Raw genomic sequence first — 22,467 nt, forward strand, 5'->3', positions numbered from 1 at the left:
GAAGAAGTGCGCCGTAGCACCTCCACCGTCCGACGCGCGTGCGCCGTCGGCACCACCGTCGCGCTGATCGGTCTCACGACCGGTCTGGGCGTCATGACCGCCACCGCCGCCACCGCGGCCGAGCCGACCACGGCCGTCACCACCCCGGCGACGACCGGCACCGCTGACGGCACGACGCCGAGCGACTCCGCGACGGACGGCACCGGCACGCCCGCGGCCGACACCGGTGCGACCGACGGCACCCCTGCCGCCGGCGACACGACCGGTGGCACCACCGGCGACGACGACGCCCCGGCGGGCGACGGGACCGGCACCACCGCCCCGACCACCGAGCCGACCGACGCCGCCACCACCGGCTCGGGTTCGACGGCACCGGCCGGCACCCCCGCCGCCCCGGCAGCGACCACGCCCGCTGAGCCCACCGTCACCGCGACCACCCCGGCCGCCGCCGCGCAGTCGGTCACCATCACCGGCGACCTGTACGTCGGCTCGGACCTCGTCGCGCGACAGTCCGGGTTCACCAAGGGCAGCAAGATCTCGTACGTCTGGACCTCCGAGACCGGTGCCGTCCTGTCCGAGAGCGCCACCTACACGATCGCGGCCGCCGACGCCGGTCAGGAGATCACGGTCACGCTCGAGGGTTCGGTCGTGGGCGAGACCGCCACGGCGACCACCGAGACCGCCGTTGCCCCCGTCTTCGTGGACGAGGACGGCCAGCCGCTCTCCGACGAGGAAGGCGACACGTCCATCGAGGCCACCGCCGGCGAGGCCTTCTCGCAGACCTTCCGTGCCCTGAGCACCCCGGCGCCGGTGCTGTCGGCATCGTCGTTCGACGACGACGGCGACGAGCAGTCCACGCTGCCGAAGGGGATCTCCTTCGACGCCAAGACCGGTGTGCTCTCCGGCACCCTGACCGACGCCGACCAGTACTACCAGCTCATGATCACGGCGACGTCGACGAGCCCGAGCGGCACCGTCTCGAACCAGCAGTTCGTCGACATCGACGTCCAGGCCGGTGCCCCCGTCGGCATCGAGGTCGTCACGCTCAACCAGAACGCGCTCGAGGACGGCAGCGACACGACGGCGTGGATCATCCACCCGAACGGGGACGTCTACACGGGTGACCTGCTCAGCGACTCCGAGCCGGTCAAGGGCGGCAAGGTGACCGTCAAGCAGGGCGGCACGCTGCTCGTCTCCGGTGCCCAGGTCGACCGCTTCGGCAACCAGATCCTGCCCGACTTCGACGAGGAGACCGGCGAGCCGGAGTTCTTCGTGCCGACCGTCACCTCGGACGTCGCGTCCGACGTCATCGCCGCTGACTCCGAGCTGGGCGGGGTGGGCCTGGTGTCCGTCACGTTCCCGCACGCGTCCACACACACCCTGACCGTCTCCGGTGCCGCGGTGCCGAGCACGGTCTTCGCGGTGGACGTGCAGCCGACGATCGCCCCGGCCGCAGTCATCAAGCCGATCGTCCCCGCGGCGGTCGCCACGCACCACGTCGGCTCGGGCCGGCTCGCCTACACCGGAACCGATGCGACGGGTGCCCTCCCCTGGGCGCTCGGCCTGCTCGTCGCCGGTGCCGGCCTGATCGGCGCCCGCACCCTGCGCCGTCGCCGCGCACAGCGCTGACGTACGACCAGCGCTGACGTACGACCAGCGCTGACGTACGACCAGCGCTGACGGTCCCCGTCTCCCGTCCGTCGCGTGCCCGCGTGACGGACGGGAGGCCCGGCTCGGCCCCGCCTGACCCCGCACCGGGGCGGCGGGGCCGTTTCCGTCCCACCGTCGGTAGCGTGGGCACCATGCCCACGCTGCTGCACATCGACTCCTCGGCCGACCTGTCCCACTCCCGTTCGCGCGCGCTGACCGCCGCGTTCGCCGACGCCTGGCGCGCACGCGGTCCGGAGTACACGGTGGTCCGCCGCGACTTGCACGTCGACCAGCTCCCCCACCTCGAGACCTCGGCGCTGCACTGGGCGGCAGCGGACCGCACCGCGGACGAGACCGTCGCTCCCGAGGCCGAGGCCCTGCGCCAGGAGGTCATCGACGAACTCCTCGCCGCCGACGTCGTGGTCGTCGGGTCGCCGCTGTACAACTACACGGTGCCGTCGACGCTCAAGGCCTGGATCGACCGCATCCACGTCCCCGGGGTCCTGGCGGGCGACGTGCAGCCCCTGGCCGGCCGTCCGGTCGTGACCGTGGTCAGCCGTGGCGCGACCTACGACGCCGGCACCCCGACCGAGGACTGGGACCACGGCTCGCCGGTCCTGCACCTCATCCTCGGCACGGCGCTCGGCATGAAGCTCTACCCGATCACGGTCAGTGCGACCCTGGCCGACCGGCTGCCCGACCTCGCCCCGCTCGCCGAGCACGCGTCCGCCGAGCTCGCCGACGCGACGACGACGATCGAGCGCTTGGCCACCACGCTCGGCTGACGTCAGGACGCGTTCACGAGCTGGTGCACGCGTTGCGCCGAGAGCCCGAGGACGGACGCCATCTCGGCGTAGGTGTAGCCCTCGGCCCGCATCCGGGTCACCACGTTCCGCGCGAGCCGGGCCGCTTCAGCTCCGTCTTGCCGGGCCTGCTCAGCGAGCGCGCGGGACGTTTCCCAGTCTGCGCGGGCGTCGTCGGGAAGGACGAACTCGACGTCGATCGCGACGTCGTCCTCCGGGACGTCCAGCGTCAGGGCGACGCACTCCCGCGCCATCCACTCGACGTCGGCGACGCGGCGGGCCTGCGTGACCGCGCCGGCCGCAGGGATCTCGATCGCCCACCAGCGGCCCTCTCGGTACGCGGTCGCTCGGTACGTCGTCGTCATCGTTCCTCCGTTCATCGCCAGCTGTCCGGTGCGTCCGGGAAGATCCTGAGCACCTGCCGCACCACGCCGGGGCTCAGTTCGCGGTGCTTCGGTATGACGAGGCGCCCACCCTCGGGTCCGCGCCACACCTCGTGGCTCCCGCGGGTCCGGTCCAACCACCATCCCCGATGCCGCAAGAACGTCGTGACCACCCGGTGCTGCACAGCTCGCACCACGATATCAAGCCCTTCTAGTCAGGTCCATCAAGGGCCAGTAGAAAATCTGACCTCTTTCCGAGTCTGACGAGCGACCGTGCGCGAACGGCGCAGGCCTCCCCGACCTGTGCAAGAAGACGATCGCCCGAGCAGGTGTGGAGGAACGGTCAGGCGGGACGGACCTCGCCCGACCGGCCGAGCAGCTCCGCGTGGAACGCCGTCTGCGTCAGTGCACTCGCGAGCAGGAACCCGGACATCGACTCGATCCCGCCACTGAACGGCACGCGTGCGGCGACCTCGAACAGCGTGGGCCGGTCGAGCAGGTCGAGCGCCTCGGCGACGTGCTGCGACCGCTCCTCGCGGTGCCGCGCCAAGGTCTGCGCGCGGGCGACGACGTCGGCGAACCGGTACTCGTGGCCCGGGCAGACCTCGAGTCCGGCGTGCACGTCGAGTCGGCCGAGCGACGCCAGGTAGTCCCCGAGCGGGTTCGTGGCGGTCCGACCACCGAGGCCGATCCCGGAGTTGATCCGCGGCAGCACGTGGTCGCCGGTGAACAGCAGACCGTCCGCCTGGTCGAGGAAGCACACGTGCCCGGCGGTGTGCCCGGGCGTCCAGAGGGTCCGGATGGTGCGCCCCGGGATCGGCAGCACCTCGCCGTCGGCGAGCAGCAGGTCGGCGTACGGCGCCTCGCTCCGCCCGAGTCCGATCCGTCGCCCGCTCCCCCAGGCCGCGACGACCCCGTCGTGCAGGTGCTGCGGCAGGCCCCACGTGGCGATGTCGGCGTCGTTCTGCGCCGCGTCGGTACGCTCACGCTCCAGCGCGTCGACCTCGAGCCCGTGCATCGCGACCCGCGCACCGGTCGCTCGGCGGATCGCGGCGGCGGCACCGAGGTGGTCGGCGTGCAGGTGCGTCACGGCGACGAGGGACACGTCGTCGAGCGACCGGCCGATCGCCGACAGTGCGGCGCGGACCTCGTCGAGCCCGCCGTCGGCCGACCACCCGGGATCGATCAGCGCGAGCGATCCGTCCGACCCCTCGACGACGTAGACCAGGGTCGCGTCGGGCACTCCGAACCGGAACGGCACCGCGAAGGTCCAGATACCCGGCCGGACCTGTTCGACGGGCGGCAGGACGCCGTCGCGGAGCGCGGCGGCCTGCACGGGGCTGATCGGTTCCGGAGTCGGCGCTGCCGACGGGGGCACGGTCGTCACCCGCACCACAGTACTGACGCGAGCCGACCTGCCCCGGGTGATCCGGGCCTCCCGGCCGCACTCGGTGAGCAGAAGGGGTCGGGTCGTCGCGCCGGACCCGACCATTCCTGCTCACGAAGCGCGCAGCGCCGCCCACCGGAGCCCGAGTAGACACGACGCATGGAGATCGCACCGATGCTGGCCAAGGCCGTCGCCGACGTCCCGGAACCCGACAGCGTGACCGGCGGACTGCGGTACGAACCGAAGTGGGACGGCTTCCGCGGGATCGTGACGATCGACGGCGACGACGTCGAGATCGGCAGCCGCGGGGCGAAGCCGCTCACGCGCTACTTCCCCGAACTCGTCGAGGCCTTCCGCGCGCAGTTCGGCGGCCGCGACCACCCGGTGGTGCTCGACGGCGAGGTGATCCTGCGCTCGGGCGAGCCCGGAGCCGAGCGCCTCGACTGGGAGGCACTGTCGCAGCGCATCCACCCGGCGGCCTCGCGGATCGCGAAGCTCAGCGCCGAGACGCCCGCGCAGTTCGTCGCGTTCGACCTGCTCGCAGCGGACGGCGACGAGCTGGTCGACCTGCCGTTCGACGAGCGACGCGAGCGGCTGGAGCATCTCGCCACCGACATGTCCGACCCGCTGTTCGTCACGCGCACCACACTCGACGTCGACCAGGCCCGCGAGTGGCTCACCACCTTCGAGGGTGCCGGACTCGACGGTGTGGTCGCCAAGCGCCGGGCCAAGCCGTACGAGCCGGGCAAGCGGACCATGCTCAAGATCAAGCACCACCGGACGGCCGACGTCGTCGCGATCGGGTACCGCGTCCACAAGAGCGGATCGGGCGTCGGGTCGCTGCTCGTCGGCCTGTACGGCGACGACGGTGAGCTCCGCCAGGTCGGCGGCGTGTCCGCCTTCTCCGACAAGCGCCGGCTCGCCCTGGTCGACGAGCTCGAGCCCGTCGTGCTCCGCGATGCGGACGGGAGGCCCGTCACCGGTGACGGGGAACGGTCGCGTTTCTCGTCTGGTCGCGACACGTCGTTCGTCCGGCTGGCGCCGGAGGTCGTGCTCGAGGTCCGCTACGACCAGATGGAGGGCGACCGGTTCCGGCACACCGTGCAGTTCGAACGGTGGCGTCCGGACCGCGACGCGGAGTCGTGCGGGTTCGACCAGCTCGAGGTGCCGTCGGCGTACGACCTGCGGGATGTCCTGTCCTGACACGTGGTTGTCCGTTTTTCGTCGTCTTGCCGGTGATCGCAGGAAAGTAGTTAGCCGAACTAGCGAAACGCTGCCACGATGGAGACCAGCAGCACGAGGCACCCATCCCGGGAGCCCCAGGACCGAAAGCGGATCGACATGAGCACCAGCACGCTTGTCCGCCACTCGCAGCGGAACCCCTTCACCGAGGTACGCGAGGCACGCCGCCAGCGCACCCTGCAGCTCAGTGCGGTCATCAGCGCCATCGCCGGCGTGACCGCCACCGCGCTCGCACTCGTCACGATCGGCCTGGGCTCGTGATCGTCGACGGCATCAGCGACGCGCACCGCGGCACCTGGTCGCGCCTGACCCGCCTGCACACGGCGAGCGTCGGACTGCCGATGCAGACGTCCCGCGTCGACGACCCCGACCGCTCGACGGACACGCTGCCCGCCGTCTGACGGTCCGCGCTGGCTCCGGGTCAGGACTTCTTCGCTCGGGACGGTTGCACGCGCGGAGGCTCGCCCGGCATCTTCGGGAAGTCCGGCGGGAACGGCAGTTCACCCTCGCCGTTCTCCAGGTCGCGATCCCACCACGCCAGCAGTGGCGCGATGCTCGCCGGCTCGTCGTGCATCGCCTGCCACGGGTCGCCGATCGTCGCCAGGCGCTCGGGGACGGTCCGGATCGTGAAGGTCGTCGGGTCCGCCGTCGGCAGCTCGTCCCACGTGATCGGCGTCGACACCGAGGCGTGCGCCAGTGCCCGCGGGCTGTAGGCGCCGGCCATCGTGCGGTCACGGTTCGCCTGGTTGAAGTCGACGAAGACCCGCTGCCCTCGCTCTTCCTTCCACCACGCCGTCGTGACCCGGTCGGGCATCCGCCGTTCGAGTTCCCGGGCGGCCGCGATCACGGCGTGCCGGACGTCGAGGAACTCGTGCTCGGGGGCGATCGGGGCGAACACGTGCAGACCGCGGTTGCCGCTCGTCTTGATCCACGCCGTCAGACCCGCTTCGTCCAGGACCTTCCGGAGTTCCTGCGCCACGGGCACCGTGTCCGAGAAGTCCGTGCCGGGCTGCGGGTCGAGGTCGATGCGGAGCTGGTCCGGGTGGTCACTGTCCTCGGCGCGCGAAGCCCACGGGTGGAAGACCACGGTGTTCATCTGCGCGGCCCACACCGCGACGGCCGGCTCGTCGACCACGAGCTGCGGGTGCTTCCGGCCGCTCGGGTACGTCACCGTGACCGACCGCACGTAGTCGGGGGCACCCTTCGGCGGGTTCTTCGAGAAGAACTGCTCGCCGTCGACACCGCCGGGGAACCGCTGCAGCGAGATGGGTCGGTCGCCGTTCGCGCGGACGAAGGCGTCGCCCACCGTCACCAGGTACTCGGCGAGGTCGGACTTGGTGATCCCGGCGTCCGGCCAGAGCACCCGGGACGGGCTGCTGATCCGGACCTCGCGGTCCCCGTCCGGACCGGGCACCCGCACCGTCGTCGCTTCGCTCGCCATGCAGCGGAAGGTACTCGGTGCACGATGGACGGGTGAGCGCGTACCTCGGAGTGGACCTGGCGTGGGGACTCGGCACCGCGAGCCGCGCGCCCAACGAGACCGGACTGGTCGCGATGGAGGCCGACGGCACGATCACCGACGCCGGATGGGCCCGCGGGGTCGACGACGTCACCACCTGGATCGCGGAACACCTCGGACCGCGGTCGCTCATCGCCGTCGACGCCTCGCTCGTCGTGACGAACCCGACCGGCATCCGCGAATCCGAACGGCAGGTCGGGCAGCGCTACGGCCGGTGGAAGGTGGCGGCGAACCCGACGAACCAGGCCTCCGCGGCGAGCGCCGGCGCCCGCCTGCTCGGCCGGCTCACCGCGCTCGGCGTCGGGTACGTGTCCGACACGGCGTCGATGCACGCCAGGACCGGGCCGGCGATGTTCGAGTGCTACCCGTACACGACCCTGGTCGGCGTCGAGGAGCTCGGGTACGACGTCGAGCGGCCCCGGTACAAGCGCCTGGACCTCAGGGTGCCGGCAGCCGAGGCCCGGGCACGCCGCGCCGAGGCCTTCGACGAGCTCGTCCGGCGCCTGCGCGAGACCCCGCTCGACCCGCCGTTGCAGCTCGACTCGCATCTGCTGACTGCCGGCCTCGCCGACCCGTCGGTGCTGCACGGTCCGACGCACAAGCACCGCGAGGACCTGCTCGACGGTGCCCTGTGCGCCTGGACGGCGGCGTTCTGGGAGCGGCACGGCGACGGGCGCGTGCAGATCCTGGGAGGCGATCCGAGCCTCCCGTCCGACCTGGTGGACGAGGCGGGCCGCCGGCCCGTCGTCGTGGCGCCCGCGCGCCCGTCGCAGCGGGGCACGCGCGGCTAGGGTTGACCGGTGAGCACGACGAGCGAACCCCTGCACATCGGGCTGGTGTCGCTGCACACCTCCCCCGGAGACGAACCCGGCTCGGGCGAGGTCGGCGGCATGAACGTCGTCGTCCGGCACCAGGCCGAGGCGCTGGCCGATCGTGGCCACCACGTCGACATCATCACGCGGCGTTCGGCGCCGGCGCAGCCGGATTCGGTGTCGCTCGTGCCGGGGGTGTGCCTGCGGTTCCTGTCGGCGGGTCCGGCGGAGCCGGTGCCGAAGGGCGAGCACGACGCGTTCATCGAGCCGTTCCGCCACGAGCTCGAGCAGCTCGGGCCGTTCGACGTCCTGCACTCGCACCACTGGTTCTCCGGTGCCGCTGCGCTGCCGGTCGCCCGTGAGCGTGGCATCCCGCACGTGCAGTCGTTCCACTCGATCGCCGCCGACCCCGAGACGCCGTTGTCCGAGGGTGAGCGGCCCGAGTCCGCCGGGCGCATCACGGGCGAGCAGCAGCTGGCGCGTGAGTCCGATGCGGTCGTCGTGGTGTCCGAGGCCGAGGCGTCGACGGTCCGGACGCGGCTCGGCGGTGCCGACGCGCGGATCTGGATCGTGCCGCCCGGGGTCGACGGGTCGGTCTTCCGTCCGGCAGCCGCCGGTGCGCGCCGGGCCGCCACGCCCTACGTCGTCGCGGCGGCTCGCGTGCAGCCGTTGAAGGGGCTCGACCTGGCCATCGAGGCGATCGCGGGCATCAGCCAGGAGGCCCGTCCCACCTTGGTCATCGCCGGGGACGCTTCGAGCGAGGCGGGTGACTACGTGGACGAACTGCGTCGGCTCGCCGCCGCGCGGGGCATCGCCGACCGCGTCACCTTCATCGGGCCGCAGTCGCGTGCCGACCTGGCGTTCCTGTTCCGTGGCGCGGCAGCCGTGCTGGTGCCGTCGCACTCCGAGACGTACGGCCTCGTGGCGCTGGAGGGCTCGGCGTCCGGGGTGCCGGTCGTGGCCGCGGCTGCCGGGGGGCTGCGTGAGGCCGTGGTCGACGGTGAGACGGGTGTCGTGCTCGAGTCGCGCGAACCGTCGGTGTGGGCCGCCGAGATCGAGCGGATCCTGACGGACTCCGGGTACGCGGCCGCGCTGTCCTCGGCCGGGCGGGAGCACGCGGAGCGTCTGAGCTGGGAACGATCGGCTTCGGGGCTCGAGGACGTGTACCGCCGGGTGCTCGGCAGCGGATCGCGGGTCGGATCGTGAGATGACGGCGTTCGACGCGTTCTGGGCAGCGCTCGACGCCGTGCCGGTGGAGGCGGACGCCGAGGCACTGTACGACCTCGGTTCGGCCGAGGGGCGGTTGCGGCGGTCGAACCTGCAGCGGTACATGGAGCAGTTCGGGCCAGCGGCGGACACCCTGCTCGTGGCCGAGGCACCCGGGTGGCGCGGCATGACGAACACCGGCATCCCGTTCACGAGCATGCGCGAGCTCGGGACGGACCGGTTCGGCGACGACTACCTGGTGCCGCCGGAGCCGACCGCCCCGTGGGAGGCCTCGTCGCGCGTGGTGCAGTCGGCGCTGTCCGACTGGGCCGGGCCGCTCCCCGTGGCGTGGGCGATCTTCCCGCACCACCCGTTCGTCGCGCCGGACCGGTTGACGAACCGCACACCCCGTCCGGCCGAGGTGCGGTCGGGAGCACCCGTGGCCCTCGCACTGCTCGATGCTCTCGGTGGCGTCGACCGGGTCCGGGTGGTCGCGGTGGGGCGGAAGGCCCAGGGTGCGCTCGCGTTGGCCGGCATCGAGGCGATCGCCGTCCGGCACCCTGCGCAGGGCGGCGCGAAGCAGTTCACCGAGCAGCTTCGAGCGTTGGACCGCTCGCTGTAGTTCCCTGTGCCGATCCCACCGGTCAGGCTGAGCGGACCTCGACGCCCTTCGCAGCCAGGGTCTCGGCGACGTGGGCGGGCAGCGGCGCTGCCGCGTACACGGTGCGGAGCGCCGGCAGGTCGAGGACGTCGTCCCAGTTCTGCGGGTTGAAGCGGTCGTCGGAGCCCTCCCACCCGGGGTGCACGTCCTGCAGCACCTCGAGCTCGGTGTCGACGGTGAGCTCCGTGACGAGCGACAGGTGCGACGGCAGGAGTTCCAGGTCGTCGTAGTACTCACGGGCCCGGTCGTCCTGGCCGTCGACGTCGAGGTCCTCGTCCGTCTCGTCGGCGGTCTCCGGGTCGTAGGGGTCGAGCACGTCGAGGTCGTAGCAGAGGACGTCGAGCACCAGCAGCTTCGCGTTGAAGTCGGCGAACTCGACGGGCTCTTCGGTGGTGTTCGACTCGTGGTCCATGGCCCGGAGAGTATCCGTCGCCGAGCGACCGTGTTGCGATCGCGAGAAACCTTCCTGTGGGACTAGACAGCAAGGTGTCTCGCGCGCAAGGGTGACGCATGGCCACCACCAAGACGGACCGACCACAGCAGGAGCAGCCCGAGCTCCGCAGGGTCATCGGTCCCAAGCTCCTGCTGCTGTTCATCGTCGGCGACATCCTGGGAACGGGTGTCTACGCGCTCACCGGTCAGGTCGCGGCAGAGGTCGGAGGAGCAGCGTGGCTCCCCTTCCTCATCGCCTTCGCGGTCGCCCTGCTGACGGCCTTCTCGTACCTGGAACTCGTGACGAAGTACCCGCAGACCGCGGGCGCTGCGCTCTACGTGCACAAGGCCTTCGGCGTCCACTTCATCACCTTCATCGTGACCTTCATCGTGATGTGTTCCGGCATCACCTCGGCGTCGACGGCGTCGCGGGCGTTCGCCGCCAACCTCGGCGTCGGGTTCGGCCTCGAGTTGCCGAACGCCGTCGTGATGCTCATCGCCATGGGCTTCATGCTCGCGGTGATGGCGATCAACTTCCGCGGTGTCAGTGAGAGCGTGAAGACGAACGTCGTCCTCACCCTGGTCGAGCTGTCCGGTCTCGTCATGGTGATCCTGATCGGCTTCTGGGCGATCGCAGGCGGCAACGCGGACTTCTCGCGGGTCGTGATGTTCGAGACCCCGGAGGACAAGACCCTGCTCATGTCGATCTCCACAGCGACGTCGCTGGCGTTCTTCGCGATGGTCGGCTTCGAGGACTCGGTGAACATGGCCGAGGAGACCAAGGACCCCTCGCGCATCTTCCCGAAGGTGATGCTCACCGGCCTCGGCATCACGGCCGTGATCTACACGCTCGTGTCGATCTGCGCCGTCGCCGTCGTGCCGATCGGTGAGCTCGCCGGCAACGAGACCCCGCTCGTGACCGTCGTGCAGACCGCCGCCCCGGACTTCCCGATCGCCGACCTGCTGCCGTTCATCTCGATGTTCGCCGTGGCCAACACCGCCCTGATCAACATGATGATGGCGTCGCGACTGCTGTACGGCATGAGCAAGCAGGGCGTGCTGCCGGGCTTCCTGGCCCGCATCTCCCCCGCCCGTCGCACCCCGTCGAACGCGATCGTCTTCACCACCGCGATCTCCCTGCTGCTCATCGGTTGGGTCTCGCTCGACCCGGACTCCCCGATCGTGGTGGTCCTCGGTGGCACGACCTCGCTCCTGCTGCTCACCGTGTTCGCCGTCGTGAACCTGACGGTGCTCGTGCTCCGCCGCGACAAGGTCGACCACAAGCACTTCCGAGCCGGCGTGATCATCCCCGTCATCGGCATCATCACCTGCCTGTGGCTCGTGCTGCCGTTCTCGTCCGGCCGTGACCCGCAGCAGTACCAGATCGCCGGTGCACTGCTGGCCCTGGGTGTACTGCTGTGGATCCTGACCTGGTTCACGCACGGTCGCAAGCAGCCCGAGAAGGCCCCGACCGGCCTGGTCACCGAACCGACGAAGGTGCAGCACCCGCCGCACGACCACCGCGACGTCTGATGGACACGACCGCCGTCATCTGGACGATCGGACGACGCTGACGTCGGGGCTGACGGTCCTGGTGCCCGAACCCCGTGTTCGGAGCACCAGGACCGTCAGTGCGTCACGGCGGCCCCCGATCGGGCGGGTGCGGTTCCCAGGCGGCGCCCGTACGCTCGTCGTGCTCCGTCTGCCCCGCCCCGTCCGTCGAGAGGTCCCGTCATGCGCCGTGTCGGCATCACGCTCGCGTCGGTGTTCGGCGCCGGCATCGTGGTCGTCGGGATCGGGGTGGTGGTGCTCGTCGTGATCGCGGTCAACTCGATCGCCGGCATCGCGAAGTCCAGCGCCGCCGACGCCACCCCCACGTGCCCGAAGGTCGCCTCGAAGACCGTCGGCGGCATGGTCGTCCCCGCCGGCCCCATCGCGGGCTTCTGCCAGGACCGCCTGGTCAACGCCGCGTCCGTGATCCAGGCCGCGAAGGCAGTCGGCATCGGGCCGCACACCCAGGCCGTCGGGGTCATGACGGCGATCGGCGAGTCGAGCCTGGTGAACCTGGACCACGGCGACGCCGCGGGACCGGACAGCCGCGGCCTGTTCCAGCAGCGCGACAACGGCGCCTGGGGCACGTACGAGCAGCGGATGGACCCGTACACGGCGGCGTCGATGTTCTACGCGAAGCTCGTCAAGGTCCCCGGCTGGAAGACGATGACGCCGACGCAGATGGCGCACGCGGTGCAGATCAACTCGGACCCCGAGCACTACGCGAAGTCCTGGCCCGCGGCGAAGGCCGTCGTCGAGGGCCTGACGGGCGAGACCGTGCCGGACACCGCCCCGCAGGGCTGACCGTTCACGAGACCGCCGGGCCCGACGGTCACGCGACGTCCTGGTCCTGGTCGTGCTCGTCGAGTTCTACCATCGCGGCACCGCCGTCGTGGACGATGACCTGCGCCCGCAGCCGGATCGCGTGCTCGTCGAGGGCGCAGGCGCACGCGTCGACCCACTCCCAGTCGACCGGGTGCACGCGGTCGACACCGGGCCGCTCCCACGCGAGGACGACGTCGACCGCGCCGAGCTGTCCGACGATCTCGGAGATCAACGACGCGAAGTCGCTGACGTGCTCGTCGGGCTGGTAGGGCAGGTCCGCGATGGGCAGCAGGAACGGGATCGACATCCCGAGCTCGTCGAGGAACACCACCCAGCACTGCCGGCGCACCGGGCGGTCGACCAGGGCGGCGACGAGTTGGACGACGTCGTCGTCGGTACGGACAGGGGTTCGGATCAGGCGGTCGAGGGTGTCGGTGTCAGGCATGACTCCAGCGTCGCGAACCCGGCCCGCCCACCGACGGCCGCCGTGTGCATCTGTGGACAACCTCGCCGCCGCAGCCACCTGTGGAGGAAGACCTCGAGGCCGCGAGCCGTTCGACTTCGGCGATCCCGACGCCCCCGCGGTCGCTGGTCGGGCCTCCAGGTCGAACCCGACCGGCTCGGCGAGGTTCCACGACATGCCGCACGCTGATCGCCGAGGTTCCAGACCTCGACGAACAGGGCGCCGACATGCCGAGATTTCGGAACCTCGGGACGGCAGCGCCCCTCAGATGCCGTGCGTCACCGAGCTCTCGATGAGGAGCAGCGCCGCGAAGAACACCGCGACGACGGCGGCCATCCCGACGAGCACGACCGGCCACGCCAGCCGACGCCGAACCAGCCGCAGGATGCACACCACGATCGAGGCGACGAGCACCAGTGCGATCAGGATCGGCCCGACCGTCACGACCGAGTCACCGAGCCCCGCGTTGCAGGTGTTCCCCGGGGCAGCGCACGACACGAACGCCAACGACATGAGCTTGATGCCCCACCCCGCTGCCAACGCTTCGAGCGTCAGCACCACGAGCAGGGCGATGGAGGCGACCACGTCCGCGACGCGGCGGCGGCCTGCCAAGGGGTGGCGGGCCTCCCGTCCGAACCGTGCCGGAGCCGACCCGAGCGGATCGAGACGCGCCCCCGGAACCGACTCCGGACCCGAGCCGGGCACCGACTCCGGACCCGACCGAGGCGCCGAACCGGCGTCAGCCGGACCGGACGACCGGGCGGGCGCGTCCATCAGGACCGCCGGCCGCGCGTGGACCAGAGGGCCGCGGCGATGAGCAACGGCTGCCCGAACAGGCGCGCCACGCGCTTCTCGTCGGTGTCCAGGCCGAACGCGTCGCGACGGTTGACCCACTGCGACAGGTTGCCCGGGAAGATCACCGTGAAGAACAGTGCAGCGACCGAGCCGACGAAGCGCCGGGCCGGTTTCGGTGCGAGCACGAGCGCCGAGCCGAGGGTGACCTCGGCGACGCCGGACGCCAGCACGGTCGTGTCCTCGGAGAGCGGCACGAACTCCGGGACCTGAGCCGTGAACTCCTTGCGCGCGAAGGTGAGGTGACTCGTGCCGGCGAACACGAGCGCCAGGCCGAGCAGGACGCGGAGGAAGGAACGCATGCCTCCATCGTGCCTGCTCCCGGGCAACGGTGCTCGCACGTGTACGGAACCCGACCGGCTCGGTACATTCAGACGTATGGGAGCACCCTCTCGGGACCACGAACCGCCAGCAGCCCCAGCGACGTTCGCCGTGCTGCTCGGCCCGGTCGCGTTCTACCTCGGCATCATCGTGCCGGCGCAGGGCACGGTCCGGCACGTCCTGCTCGGTGCTGCGTTCGGCATCGTCTGCGTGCTGAGCGGCTGGCGCGCGATCGCCCTCGCCGGTCGCCGTCGCCGGGCGGTGCAGGTCTGGGCGTGGATCGGCATCGTCATCGGTACGGCCGGGCTGGTCATGATCCTCTGGCAGCTGCTCGTCATCGCGACCGCCGGGGCGTTCCCACCGCCCTTCTGGTCGCCCTACGCGAACCGCTGACGCGGGTCACCAGCCGAGCGACGGCTCACCAGCCGAGCGTGCCCGGCGCGCCCTTGAACGGTCCGACGACGTCCGACGTGATCCAGCCGCCGTAGAAGTCACCGTCCTGCGACTGCACGACCTCGCCGCCGACCTCGCACGAGTCCATCGCCGACGGGTAGATCGCGACACGGTCCCGGAGCGACTCGTAGCCGGGCTCGGGCGTCGGGTAGTTCCACGCAGCGCGGCTCGCGACGGTGCCGTCACCGCCGACCACGTTGAAGTACCGCGCCCGGCCCTTGAACTCGCACATGCTCGAGCCCTGCGCAGGGCGGAGGTCGAGGTCCGCCATCGGCAGGTAGTAGACCGGCGGGTGCGACGTCTCGAGGACCCGCACCGCATCGGTGGTGTCGGCCACGACGGTGCCGCCGAACCGGACGACGACGCGGGCGGTGACGGGCTCGACGGCGGGCGGGCGGGGGTAGTCCCAGACCGATTCCTGTCCGGGGCCGGGTTCGATCCGTGTGGGATGGCGCATGGGATCGTGTATACGCCGTGCGGCTGCGGTCGGGCTGGCGGGCTGGCCCGAGTCACGGCCGGGCGGGCCCGAGCCTCGGGGTGAGCGACGCTTCACGGGCCCGGCGGCGCGAGGACTGTCGCTCAGCCCGAGTCTCGGCCCGCCGACCGGCCGCCCGCCGCCCGCGCACGAGACCGCCGCAGGGTGCACCATGGGCGGGTGACGACGACGACACGCACGCTCTTCCGACGGAAGCCCATCGAGACGATCGATGACGACACCGGAGCCGAGGGTGGCCTGAAACGGCACCTCGGCCTCTGGCAGCTCACCGCGATCGGCATCGGCGGCATCATCGGCGCGGGGATCTTCACCCTCGCCGGCACCGTTGCGAACGGCGTTGCCGGTCCCGCGGTCCTCATCAGCTTCCTGGTCGCCGGCGTCGCGAGTGCTGCCGCAGCGCTGTCGTACGCCGAGTTCGCCGGCCTCATCCCGAAGGCCGGCAGCGCGTACACGTACGGCTACGCGGTCCTCGGCGAGATCGTCGGGTGGTTCATCGGCTGGGACCTGCTGCTCGAGTACACCGCGATCGTGGCGGTGGTCGCGATCGGCATCTCCGGCTACGTCGGGTTCCTGGTCGGCCAGTTCGGCATCGACCTGCCCGCCTGGATGCTCGGCGCGCCCGGCACCGGCGACGGCCACGTGATCGACGTCTTCGCGATCATCCTGTGCCTGGTCACCGCGTTCGTGCTCACCCGCGGCATCCGCAGCGCCGCCCGGTTCGAGTTCGTCGCCGTCGGCATCAAGGTCGCGCTGGTCGTGCTCATCGTCGTGCTCGGCGTGTTCCACATCAACAGCGCGAACTACTCCCCGTACTTCCCGTTCGGCTTCGGCGGTGTGATGACCGGCGCCGCGACGGTGTTCTTCGCGGTGTTCGGCTACGACGCCATGTCCACCGCGGCCGAGGAGTCCGTCGACGCCCGCAAGCACATGCCGAAGGCGATCCTGCTGTCCCTCGGCATCTCGATGGTCCTGTACGTGCTGGCGACCCTGGTGCTGACCGGGATGCAGAAGTACACCGACATCGACCCGGCCTCGGGCTTCTCGTCGGCGTTCGCGTCGGTCGGCCTCGGCGGTGTCGCGAACGTCATCGCGATCGGTGCCATCGTCGGCATCGTCACGGTGCTCGTCACGTTCATGCTCGGCGCCAGCCGCGTCTGGTTCTCGATGAGCCGCGACGGCCTGATGCCGAAGTGGTTCTCGAAGACCGACCCGAAGCGCCACGTCCCGACCCGCGTCACGTGGATCCTCGGCATCGCGTCGGCGATCCTGGCGGGCGTCCTGCCCATCGGCGTCGTCGCGGAACTCACGAACATCGGCATCCTGCTCGCGTTCGTGGTCGTCTGCTCCGCGGTGATCGTGCTCCGCTACCGTCAGCCCGACCTCGACCGTCAGTTCCGGTTGCCGTTCATGCCCGTCATCCCGATCATCGGCGTCATCGCGTCGCTGTGGCTCGTGACGTTCCTGCAGTGGGAGACGTGGGTGCGGTTCGCCGTCTGGTTCGCGATCGGCCTGGGCGTGTACTTCGGGTACTCGCGGAAGCACAGCAAGCTCGCCGGCTCCGAGCCCGCTGGTCACCGCTAGGGAACGAGCCTCGCGTACACGAACGAGAGCCTGCCGGATTTCCGGCAGGCTCTCGTTCGTTGGTTGGTCGTCGGTCAGCGCTTGAGCTCGCTGACCAGCCCAGCGCGGTTCTTCTTCGCGACAGCGATGAGTCCCTCGACGTTGCCGGCGGCCTGGATCGCAACCGGGTCGCCGTACTGCGCCGCGAGTGCGGCGCGCAGGTTGCCCAGCGAGCCCGGGACGTTGTAGGACGCCTTGAGCTCGTTCAGGAAGTCGGTGTCGATCTCGACCGCTGTGAACTCGCCGACGAGCCAGGTACGACCGTTGTTGGTGATGAGCTTCATGTCTGTGTCTTCCTGTCGTTCGTTGACGGGCGGTGCTGGTTCGTCCGGCTGGTAGGAGCCGTCGTACTCGAAGTGCCACGGCTCGCGAGAGTCGAAGCCGTCGCCGACGGGCTGCCAGCCGTAGGTCGGGCCGTTCGCGTTCATCCACGTCTTCTCGGAGGTGCCGTAGCTGTTGACGCCTCCGCTGAAGTCCACGGCACGGCCGAGCCCGTGGATCGAGGTCCCTGGGTAGGCCGCCTTGTTGAACCCGGGCTGGTTGGTGATGTACCCGTTGTAGAGGTACTTCTGGCGCGCGAGGTCGCGGTACGCCTCGGCCATCGTGAGCTGCTTGTTGAGTCCAGCCTGGAAGGCCTTGCTCAGAGCGAAGAACGCGGTTGCAGCACTTGCCAGCAGGAACTGGTTGCCCAGGTTGTTCGTCGACACTGCGACGTACGTCAACTCACTGGTCGGGATCTCGCCGTTCGGGTAGTCCTCTGCGGCTCGGGTCGAGAACGCGCGGTCCCTCGTCGAGGTCGACTCGGGGTAGGACGGATACGAGAGGTTGGACGGCTCGGCGGCGAACGCACGCGATGTGCCGCTGAGTGTCGCCGCACTGACGGCAGCCGCGGCTGCGAAGAGCAACATCGATCGCCTGCTCGTTCCCCCGAGGAAGACCGGGTGCCCGTCCTCCTCGGATGGACCGGATGGACTGCTCATGGAGCTCCCCTCTGCGGGGCACGCCCCTCGCGCCCCCTGAGCAGACTGTCAGTTCTACCCCACAGGAAGGGACCCCCAGAACGAGGGGGCCCGTCCAGGAAGAACCGTCGCTAGCGTCCGCTCCAGCGCACCCAGCCCTGCACCTGCGCCGCAGCGCTCTCGAGCGACGAGTGCGCCCCGTTGATCGAGTGGTCCGGCGAGTCCACCGTGAACTGGTCGGTCCGGGTGACGTCGCAGACGACCTCGGAGCCGAGCCACACGTTCCAGTGGTCTGCGGAGTCGTGCACCCACCGCAAGCGGTCCGGCATGAGCGTGTCCAATCGAGTGGAGAGCGGCGAGCAGTCGTCGCCCGTCCACGCAGACGGTAGCCCTGCTCGATGTGTGCCGTTCGGGTCGGCGGCTCCGCGCGTCGGTGGCAGCTGGCACGATTGACCCGTGCCAGCAGCCCCGATGATCGACGCCGTCGACGTCATCCGTTTCGTCGGGCCGCAGACCTTCGGTCGCGCACGCGACGTCGTGCGTGCCGGTCTGGTCGACGATGCCGTCTGGAACGCCGACGACGGCACCGTCACGGCGACCGTCTCGGGCACCGCCGACGACCCGTACGAGTGCCGCATCGACATGACCGTGGCCCGCGGCGACTTCATCCGCCCGGTCCGCAGCACGTGCAGCTGCCCCCTCGGCGGCGACTGCAAGCACGTCGCCGCCGCGCTGCTCACCATCAACGCGCGTGCCCTGGCCGCCAACGCCGGCCCGCGTCCGGAAGCGCCGGCTCCGCCGCCCTCGGACTGGAGGCACGACCTCGCCCGCCTCGCCGGTGACGACGAGCAGGCGGTCGCCCCGCAGGGCACCCGGATGGGTCTGCAGTTCGAGTTGCGTGACGCGGTCCCCGCCGCCCTCGCGGCCCGTGCCCGCGCCGCCGGCCGCGCCCTGCCGGCGCCGTCCCGCACCGTCCGGCTCGGGGTCCGACCGGTGACCCGCAGCGACGCCGGCAACTGGGTGCGCGGCCAGCTCACCTGGGGCACGCTCCCCTACTCGCAGAACCGTCTGGGCCTCGGCGCCGAGCAGCACGGGTGGTTCATGCAGCTCGCGGCCCTGCACCGTGCCGGCCAGCTCGCGGGGTTGCCCGGCGAGAGCGACTGGCTCCACCTCGACGACTTCCGCAGCCCGCTTTTGTGGCCGTTGCTCCGGCAGGCGTCGGGGCTCGACATCGCCTTCGTGACCGGCAAGCGCGAGGGCGGGGTGGTCCTCGGCGAGCAGGCCCAGGTGCTGCTCGATGTCTCTCGGCCCGGTGTCGCCCGGCACGACGACGCCGTGGTGATCGGCGCGAGCGCGGTGCTCGACGGCCGCCCGGTGGTCCCCGGTGCCGCGCGGATGGTCGGCGACCACGGCGTGTACGTGTTCCGTGAGAGCCCGGAGTTCACCGTCGGGCTTGCACCGACCCCGGCGCCCGTGCCCGAGGACCAACGGCGCATGCTCCTCGAGGGCACCCGCATCACGGTGCCGACGGCCGAGGTCGACGAGTTCCTGGCCGACTGGTCGCCCCGGCTGCGCGGTGCCCTCGGGCTCGTCAGCTCCGACGGGTCGGTGGAGCTGCCGGAGCGCACCCCGCCCGAACTCGTGCTGACGGCGACGTTCGAGCCAGCCCGGGCGCCCCGCACCGACGACCGGGTGCACCTGCACTGGCGCTGGCACGTCGACGGCCGCAAGGACCCGGTGTCGCTGCACGGCCCGCTCCCCGACCTGTCCGGGCTCCGCGCCGCGGACGATCCAGCCAGCACCGACGTTCCGGCCGGCACCGATGCGGCAACTCCCGACGCCGACGCGCCCGCGGCCCTGGAACGCGCCACGTCGACAGCGCGAGCCGACGACGCGACGTCTGGCGAGCCTCCCGTCCGCCCTGCCGGACCCGGTGGCGGACTGGACTGGTTCCAGGACGGCACCGTCGACGGGGCCGACGTTGCGGTGTTCGCGAACGAGTTCCTGCCCGAGTTGCCGGCGCTCGGCGTCCGCACGGTGGTGCAGGGTGAGCGCCTCGACTACGAGCGGTTGAGCGGGCGGCCGCACATCCGCGTGACGACGATGCCGTCGGACAAGCACGACTGGTTCGACCTCGGCATCATCGTGAGCGTCAACGGCAAGCAGATCCCGTTCACCCCGCTGCTCACGGCGCTGGCCGGTCGGCAGCGGCGGCTCAAGCTCGTCGACAACTCCTACTTGTCGCTCGCGGATCCCGCGTTCGACCGCCTCAAGGAACTCATCGACGAGGCCCGCGACCTCGACGAGTGGGAGCCCGACCAGCCGATCCAGGTGACGCCGCTGCAGGCCGGGCTGTGGACCGAGTTCGACCTGCTCGCCGACGAGACCTCGCACGACGAGCGCTGGCAGGCGATCACCGCGGGGCTGATGGGGGCGACTCCCCCGGGTGACGTCCCGGTGCCGGACACCGTGCACGCCGAACTGCGGCCGTACCAGCACGCCGGGTACGCCTGGCTGTCGTTCCTGGCGGCGCACGGCATCGGCGGGGTGCTCGCCGACGACATGGGCCTCGGCAAGACCCTGCAGGTGCTCGCGATGGTCGCCGCGCGCCGTGCCGCCGAGCCCGACGGGCCACCGTTCCTGGTCGTCGCGCCGACCTCGGTCGTCGGCAACTGGGTGGCCGAGGCGGCGAAGTTCACGCCGTCACTGCGGGTCGCGGCCGTCACCTCGACGTCACTGAAGGACCCCGGGCTCGTCGCCCGCACGGCCTCGCAGGCCGACGTCGTCGTCACCTCGTACGCGCTGCTGCGGCTCGACTCGCAGGCGTGGACCGACCTGCCGTGGTCGGCGCTCGTGCTCGACGAGGCGCAGTTCGTGAAGAACCCGCAGTCGCAGACCCACCGGGTGGCGTCCGAGCTGCAGGCACCCGTGAAGTTCGCGATCACCGGCACCCCGCTCGAGAACGGGCTGACCGACCTGTGGGCGCTGTTCCACATCGTCGCGCCCGGGCTGCTGTCCACCTGGACCCGGTTCGGCGACGACTACGTGAAGCCGCTCGCCTCCCCCGACCTGCGGGGCGATGCCCGCCAGCAGCTCACGGCGAGGCTCCGGCGGCGGATCCGGCCGCTCATGCTCCGCCGGACGAAGCAGGCCGTCGCCGCCGACCTGCCGCCGAAGCAGGAACAGGTCGTCCGGGTCACGCTCGATCCAGCGCACCGCGAGCTGTACGAGCGCACGCTCAACCGCGAGCGCCTGAAGGTCCTCGACCTGATCGACGACCTGTCGAAGAACCGGATGATCGTGTTCCGGTCGCTGACGCTGCTGCGGATGCTCGCGCTGTCGCCGGCGCTGGTCTCGAACGGGTCGGACTCGCCCCTGTCTTCCTCGACGCCGATCCCGTCCGCCAAGCTCGACCTGCTGCTCGACGAACTCGAACAGCTCGCGGCAGAAGGCCGACGCGCCCTGGTGTTCAGCCAGTTCACGTCGTTCCTGCGGATGGTGTCCGATGCCCTCGACGAACGGGGCGTCGGCTACGAGTACCTCGACGGCTCCACCCGCAAGCGCCCCGAGGTCATCGAGCGCTTCCGGCAGGGCACCGCGCCCGCGTTCCTCATCTCGCTGAAGGCCGGCGGCTTCGGGCTCACCCTGACCGAGGCCGACACCGTGTTCGTGCTCGACCCCTGGTGGAACCCCGCTGCTGAGTCGCAGGCCGTCGACCGGACCCACCGCATCGGGCAGACCCGGTCGGTGAGCGTGCAGCGCTTCATCGCCGAGGACACCATCGAGGAGAAGGTCCTGGCCCTCGCCGCGCGCAAGGCCGAGCTGTTCGCCACGATGATCGACGACGACGCCCTGTTCGCCGACGACCTGACCGCCGACGACATCCGCTCGCTGCTCGCCTGACGCGCGGGAGCGGTCAGGCGAGCGCGAGCGCGCCTGTCAGCGGGCGAGCGCGTCAGCGCGCGAGCGCGTCGATCGCCGCGACCTCGTCCGCCGACAGCTCGATGCGGGCACCGGCGGCGTTCGATCGGATGCGCTCCGGGTTCGACGACTTCGGGATGACGACGAAGCCGTGCGCGACGTGCCACGCGACGATGACCTGGGCGCTGTCGGCGTCGTGCTCGCCCGCGATGTCGAGCAGCGTCGGGTCCTGCAGGTTGCTCGCCTTGAAGGGGCTGTAGCCCTCGAGCACGACCCCGCGCTCGGCCAGCCCGTCAGCGATCGTCTGGTCGTACTCGACCGGGCTCCACTTGATCTGGTTCACGGCTGGGGCGGTGCCGGTCGCGGTGACGAGCTCGTCGATCTGGTCGAGCGAGTAGTTGCTCACACCGACGGCTCGGGTCAGTCCGTCGGCCTGTGCCTGGACGACCTGCTCCCACACGTCCGGGCGGGCTTCGCCGTTCGGCGGCCAGTGCACGAGCCAGAGGTCCAGGTGGTCAAGGCCGAGCTGGTCGAGGCTCTCCTCGATCGTCTCGCGCACCCGGTCAGCGTTGTCCGGCGGCAGCTTCGTCGTCACGAACACGTCGTCGCGGGCGAGGCCGGACTCGGCGAGGGCCTTGCCGACGCCGCGCTGGTTGCTGTAGCCGGTGGCGGTGTCGATGTGGCGGTACCCGGCCGCCAGTGCTTCGCCGACGGCGGCGGGGGCCTCGCCGTCGGGGATCTGCCAGGTGCCGAAGCCCAGGAGCGGCATCGACCCACCGGTGACGGACACGGACGGATTCGCGTAATCGGTCATGCGGACCTGTCTACGCCGTGGTCGTTCGGCCGTTCGGAGCGTGGCGGTCCGCAGCCGTGTCCGAGGTCTGCGGCATCATCGGTCTCCGGCACCATCG

25 protein-coding genes are annotated in these 22,467 nt (G+C 71.0%); 13 read left to right on the forward strand and 12 right to left on the reverse strand.

Annotated elements, in window-relative coordinates:
• Positions 1–6: 6 nt before the first annotated feature.
• Both EDF40_RS15190 and EDF40_RS15195 read left to right on the forward strand, forming a co-directional pair.
• The gene (locus tag EDF40_RS15190; protein WP_123340334.1) at positions 7–1,629 is read left to right on the forward strand and encodes a putative Ig domain-containing protein; all 1,623 of its coding nucleotides are present in this window, start codon (positions 7–9) and stop codon (positions 1,627–1,629) included.
• Between the two features lie 173 nt (positions 1,630–1,802).
• Positions 1,803–2,435 carry an FMN-dependent NADH-azoreductase gene (locus EDF40_RS15195; RefSeq protein WP_123340530.1) on the forward strand — a complete coding sequence of 211 codons (633 nt, stop codon included), beginning with the start codon at positions 1,803–1,805 and terminating at the stop codon, positions 2,433–2,435.
• 2 nt (positions 2,436–2,437) lie between these two features.
• Here the strand turns inward: EDF40_RS15195 and EDF40_RS15200 are convergent, their stop codons facing one another.
• The 3 genes from EDF40_RS15200 to EDF40_RS15210 all read right to left on the reverse strand — a co-directional run bounded on the left by EDF40_RS15200 (position 2,438) and on the right by EDF40_RS15210 (position 4,223).
• The gene (locus EDF40_RS15200; protein ID WP_123340333.1) at positions 2,438–2,818 is read right to left on the reverse strand and encodes an antitoxin HicB; all 381 of its coding nucleotides are present in this window, start codon (positions 2,816–2,818) and stop codon (positions 2,438–2,440) included.
• Positions 2,819–2,829: 11 nt separating this feature from the next.
• Complete coding sequence (locus EDF40_RS19670; protein ID WP_395866523.1) at positions 2,830–3,033, reverse strand: type II toxin-antitoxin system HicA family toxin; 204 nt, start codon at positions 3,031–3,033, stop codon at positions 2,830–2,832.
• A 146-nt stretch (positions 3,034–3,179) separates the two neighbouring features.
• On the reverse strand, positions 3,180–4,223 hold the full coding sequence (locus tag EDF40_RS15210; RefSeq protein ID WP_185003117.1) for an MBL fold metallo-hydrolase: 1,044 nt from the start codon (positions 4,221–4,223) through the stop codon (positions 3,180–3,182).
• A gap of 159 nt (positions 4,224–4,382) precedes the next feature.
• On the opposite strand from EDF40_RS15210, the gene EDF40_RS15215 reads away from it, so the two are divergent.
• The 3 genes from EDF40_RS15215 to EDF40_RS19285 all read left to right on the forward strand — a co-directional run bounded on the left by EDF40_RS15215 (position 4,383) and on the right by EDF40_RS19285 (position 5,866).
• Positions 4,383–5,426: an ATP-dependent DNA ligase gene (locus EDF40_RS15215; protein WP_123340330.1), complete on the forward strand. Its 1,044-nt coding sequence runs from the start codon at positions 4,383–4,385 to the stop codon at positions 5,424–5,426.
• Positions 5,427–5,564: 138 nt separating this feature from the next.
• Complete coding sequence (locus tag EDF40_RS19280; protein WP_159573681.1) at positions 5,565–5,726, forward strand: hypothetical protein; 162 nt, start codon at positions 5,565–5,567, stop codon at positions 5,724–5,726.
• Positions 5,723–5,866, forward strand: a complete 144-nt coding sequence (locus EDF40_RS19285; protein WP_159573682.1) for a hypothetical protein — start codon at positions 5,723–5,725, stop codon at positions 5,864–5,866. The genes EDF40_RS19280 and EDF40_RS19285 overlap by 4 nt, the downstream gene beginning before the upstream one ends.
• Before the next feature lie 20 nt (positions 5,867–5,886).
• Here the strand turns inward: EDF40_RS19285 and ligD are convergent, their stop codons facing one another.
• Complete coding sequence (gene ligD, locus EDF40_RS15220) at positions 5,887–6,906, reverse strand: non-homologous end-joining DNA ligase (protein WP_123340329.1); 1,020 nt, start codon at positions 6,904–6,906, stop codon at positions 5,887–5,889.
• A 32-nt stretch (positions 6,907–6,938) separates the two neighbouring features.
• Here ligD and EDF40_RS15225 point away from each other — a divergent pair, with 32 nt between their 5' ends.
• Genes EDF40_RS15225 through EDF40_RS15235 form a run of 3 tightly spaced genes read left to right on the forward strand, consistent with a single transcriptional unit; the run spans position 6,939 to position 9,624 of the window.
• Positions 6,939–7,775 carry a DUF429 domain-containing protein gene (locus tag EDF40_RS15225; protein ID WP_123340328.1) on the forward strand — a complete coding sequence of 279 codons (837 nt, stop codon included), beginning with the start codon at positions 6,939–6,941 and terminating at the stop codon, positions 7,773–7,775.
• Between the two features lie 9 nt (positions 7,776–7,784).
• Positions 7,785–9,002: a glycosyltransferase gene (locus tag EDF40_RS15230; protein WP_123340327.1), complete on the forward strand. Its 1,218-nt coding sequence runs from the start codon at positions 7,785–7,787 to the stop codon at positions 9,000–9,002.
• A 1-nt stretch (position 9,003) separates the two neighbouring features.
• Positions 9,004–9,624, forward strand: a complete 621-nt coding sequence (locus EDF40_RS15235; protein WP_123340326.1) for a uracil-DNA glycosylase — start codon at positions 9,004–9,006, stop codon at positions 9,622–9,624.
• 22 nt (positions 9,625–9,646) lie between these two features.
• On the opposite strand, the gene EDF40_RS15240 is transcribed toward EDF40_RS15235, so the two are convergent.
• The gene (locus EDF40_RS15240) at positions 9,647–10,075 is read right to left on the reverse strand and encodes a DUF6892 domain-containing protein (protein WP_123340325.1); all 429 of its coding nucleotides are present in this window, start codon (positions 10,073–10,075) and stop codon (positions 9,647–9,649) included.
• A 98-nt stretch (positions 10,076–10,173) separates the two neighbouring features.
• Between EDF40_RS15240 and EDF40_RS15245 the strand changes: the two genes are divergently transcribed.
• On the forward strand, positions 10,174–11,628 hold the full coding sequence (locus EDF40_RS15245) for an APC family permease (protein ID WP_123292412.1): 1,455 nt from the start codon (positions 10,174–10,176) through the stop codon (positions 11,626–11,628).
• Positions 11,629–11,829: 201 nt separating this feature from the next.
• On the forward strand, positions 11,830–12,450 hold the full coding sequence (locus tag EDF40_RS15250; RefSeq protein ID WP_123340324.1) for a hypothetical protein: 621 nt from the start codon (positions 11,830–11,832) through the stop codon (positions 12,448–12,450).
• Positions 12,451–12,478: 28 nt separating this feature from the next.
• On the opposite strand, the gene EDF40_RS15255 is transcribed toward EDF40_RS15250, so the two are convergent.
• The 3 genes from EDF40_RS15255 to EDF40_RS19550 form a co-directional block, all read right to left on the reverse strand.
• On the reverse strand, positions 12,479–12,916 hold the full coding sequence (locus tag EDF40_RS15255) for a hypothetical protein (RefSeq protein WP_123292410.1): 438 nt from the start codon (positions 12,914–12,916) through the stop codon (positions 12,479–12,481).
• Positions 12,917–13,198: 282 nt separating this feature from the next.
• Entirely contained in the window at positions 13,199–13,735 is a 537-nt protein-coding gene (locus EDF40_RS19400) for a DUF6264 family protein (protein WP_395862785.1), read from the reverse strand.
• Positions 13,708–14,088 carry a hypothetical protein gene (locus tag EDF40_RS19550; RefSeq protein ID WP_123340322.1) on the reverse strand — a complete coding sequence of 127 codons (381 nt, stop codon included), beginning with the start codon at positions 14,086–14,088 and terminating at the stop codon, positions 13,708–13,710. Before EDF40_RS19550 ends, EDF40_RS19400 begins: the two co-directional genes overlap by 28 nt.
• Before the next feature lie 76 nt (positions 14,089–14,164).
• Between EDF40_RS19550 and EDF40_RS15270 the strand changes: the two genes are divergently transcribed.
• Complete coding sequence (locus tag EDF40_RS15270) at positions 14,165–14,500, forward strand: hypothetical protein (protein WP_148053865.1); 336 nt, start codon at positions 14,165–14,167, stop codon at positions 14,498–14,500.
• Between the two features lie 25 nt (positions 14,501–14,525).
• Here the strand turns inward: EDF40_RS15270 and EDF40_RS15275 are convergent, their stop codons facing one another.
• Positions 14,526–15,017, reverse strand: coding sequence for a DUF427 domain-containing protein (locus EDF40_RS15275; RefSeq protein ID WP_123340320.1), 492 nt, complete (start codon positions 15,015–15,017; stop codon positions 14,526–14,528).
• 198 nt (positions 15,018–15,215) lie between these two features.
• Here EDF40_RS15275 and EDF40_RS15280 point away from each other — a divergent pair, with 198 nt between their 5' ends.
• Entirely contained in the window at positions 15,216–16,637 is a 1,422-nt protein-coding gene (locus tag EDF40_RS15280; RefSeq protein ID WP_123340319.1) for an amino acid permease, read from the forward strand.
• Between the two features lie 74 nt (positions 16,638–16,711).
• Here EDF40_RS15280 and EDF40_RS15285 read toward each other — a convergent pair whose 3' ends face one another.
• A complete protein-coding gene (locus EDF40_RS15285) occupies positions 16,712–17,584 on the reverse strand; it encodes a D-alanyl-D-alanine carboxypeptidase family protein (protein WP_221180484.1) in 873 nt (290 codons plus the stop codon).
• A gap of 182 nt (positions 17,585–17,766) precedes the next feature.
• Positions 17,767–17,964, reverse strand: coding sequence for a hypothetical protein (locus EDF40_RS15290; protein ID WP_123292404.1), 198 nt, complete (start codon positions 17,962–17,964; stop codon positions 17,767–17,769).
• A 127-nt stretch (positions 17,965–18,091) separates the two neighbouring features.
• Between EDF40_RS15290 and EDF40_RS15295 the strand changes: the two genes are divergently transcribed.
• Positions 18,092–21,538: a DEAD/DEAH box helicase gene (locus tag EDF40_RS15295; RefSeq protein WP_148053864.1), complete on the forward strand. Its 3,447-nt coding sequence runs from the start codon at positions 18,092–18,094 to the stop codon at positions 21,536–21,538.
• A gap of 52 nt (positions 21,539–21,590) precedes the next feature.
• On the opposite strand, the gene EDF40_RS15300 is transcribed toward EDF40_RS15295, so the two are convergent.
• Positions 21,591–22,370 (reverse strand): aldo/keto reductase, encoded by a 780-nt coding sequence (locus tag EDF40_RS15300; RefSeq protein WP_221180483.1) that lies wholly within the window; start codon positions 22,368–22,370, stop codon positions 21,591–21,593.
• Positions 22,371–22,467 lie beyond the last annotated feature (97 nt).

Source organism: Curtobacterium sp. PhB170 (assembly GCF_003752345.1).
Taxonomy (GTDB): domain Bacteria; phylum Actinomycetota; class Actinomycetes; order Actinomycetales; family Microbacteriaceae; genus Curtobacterium.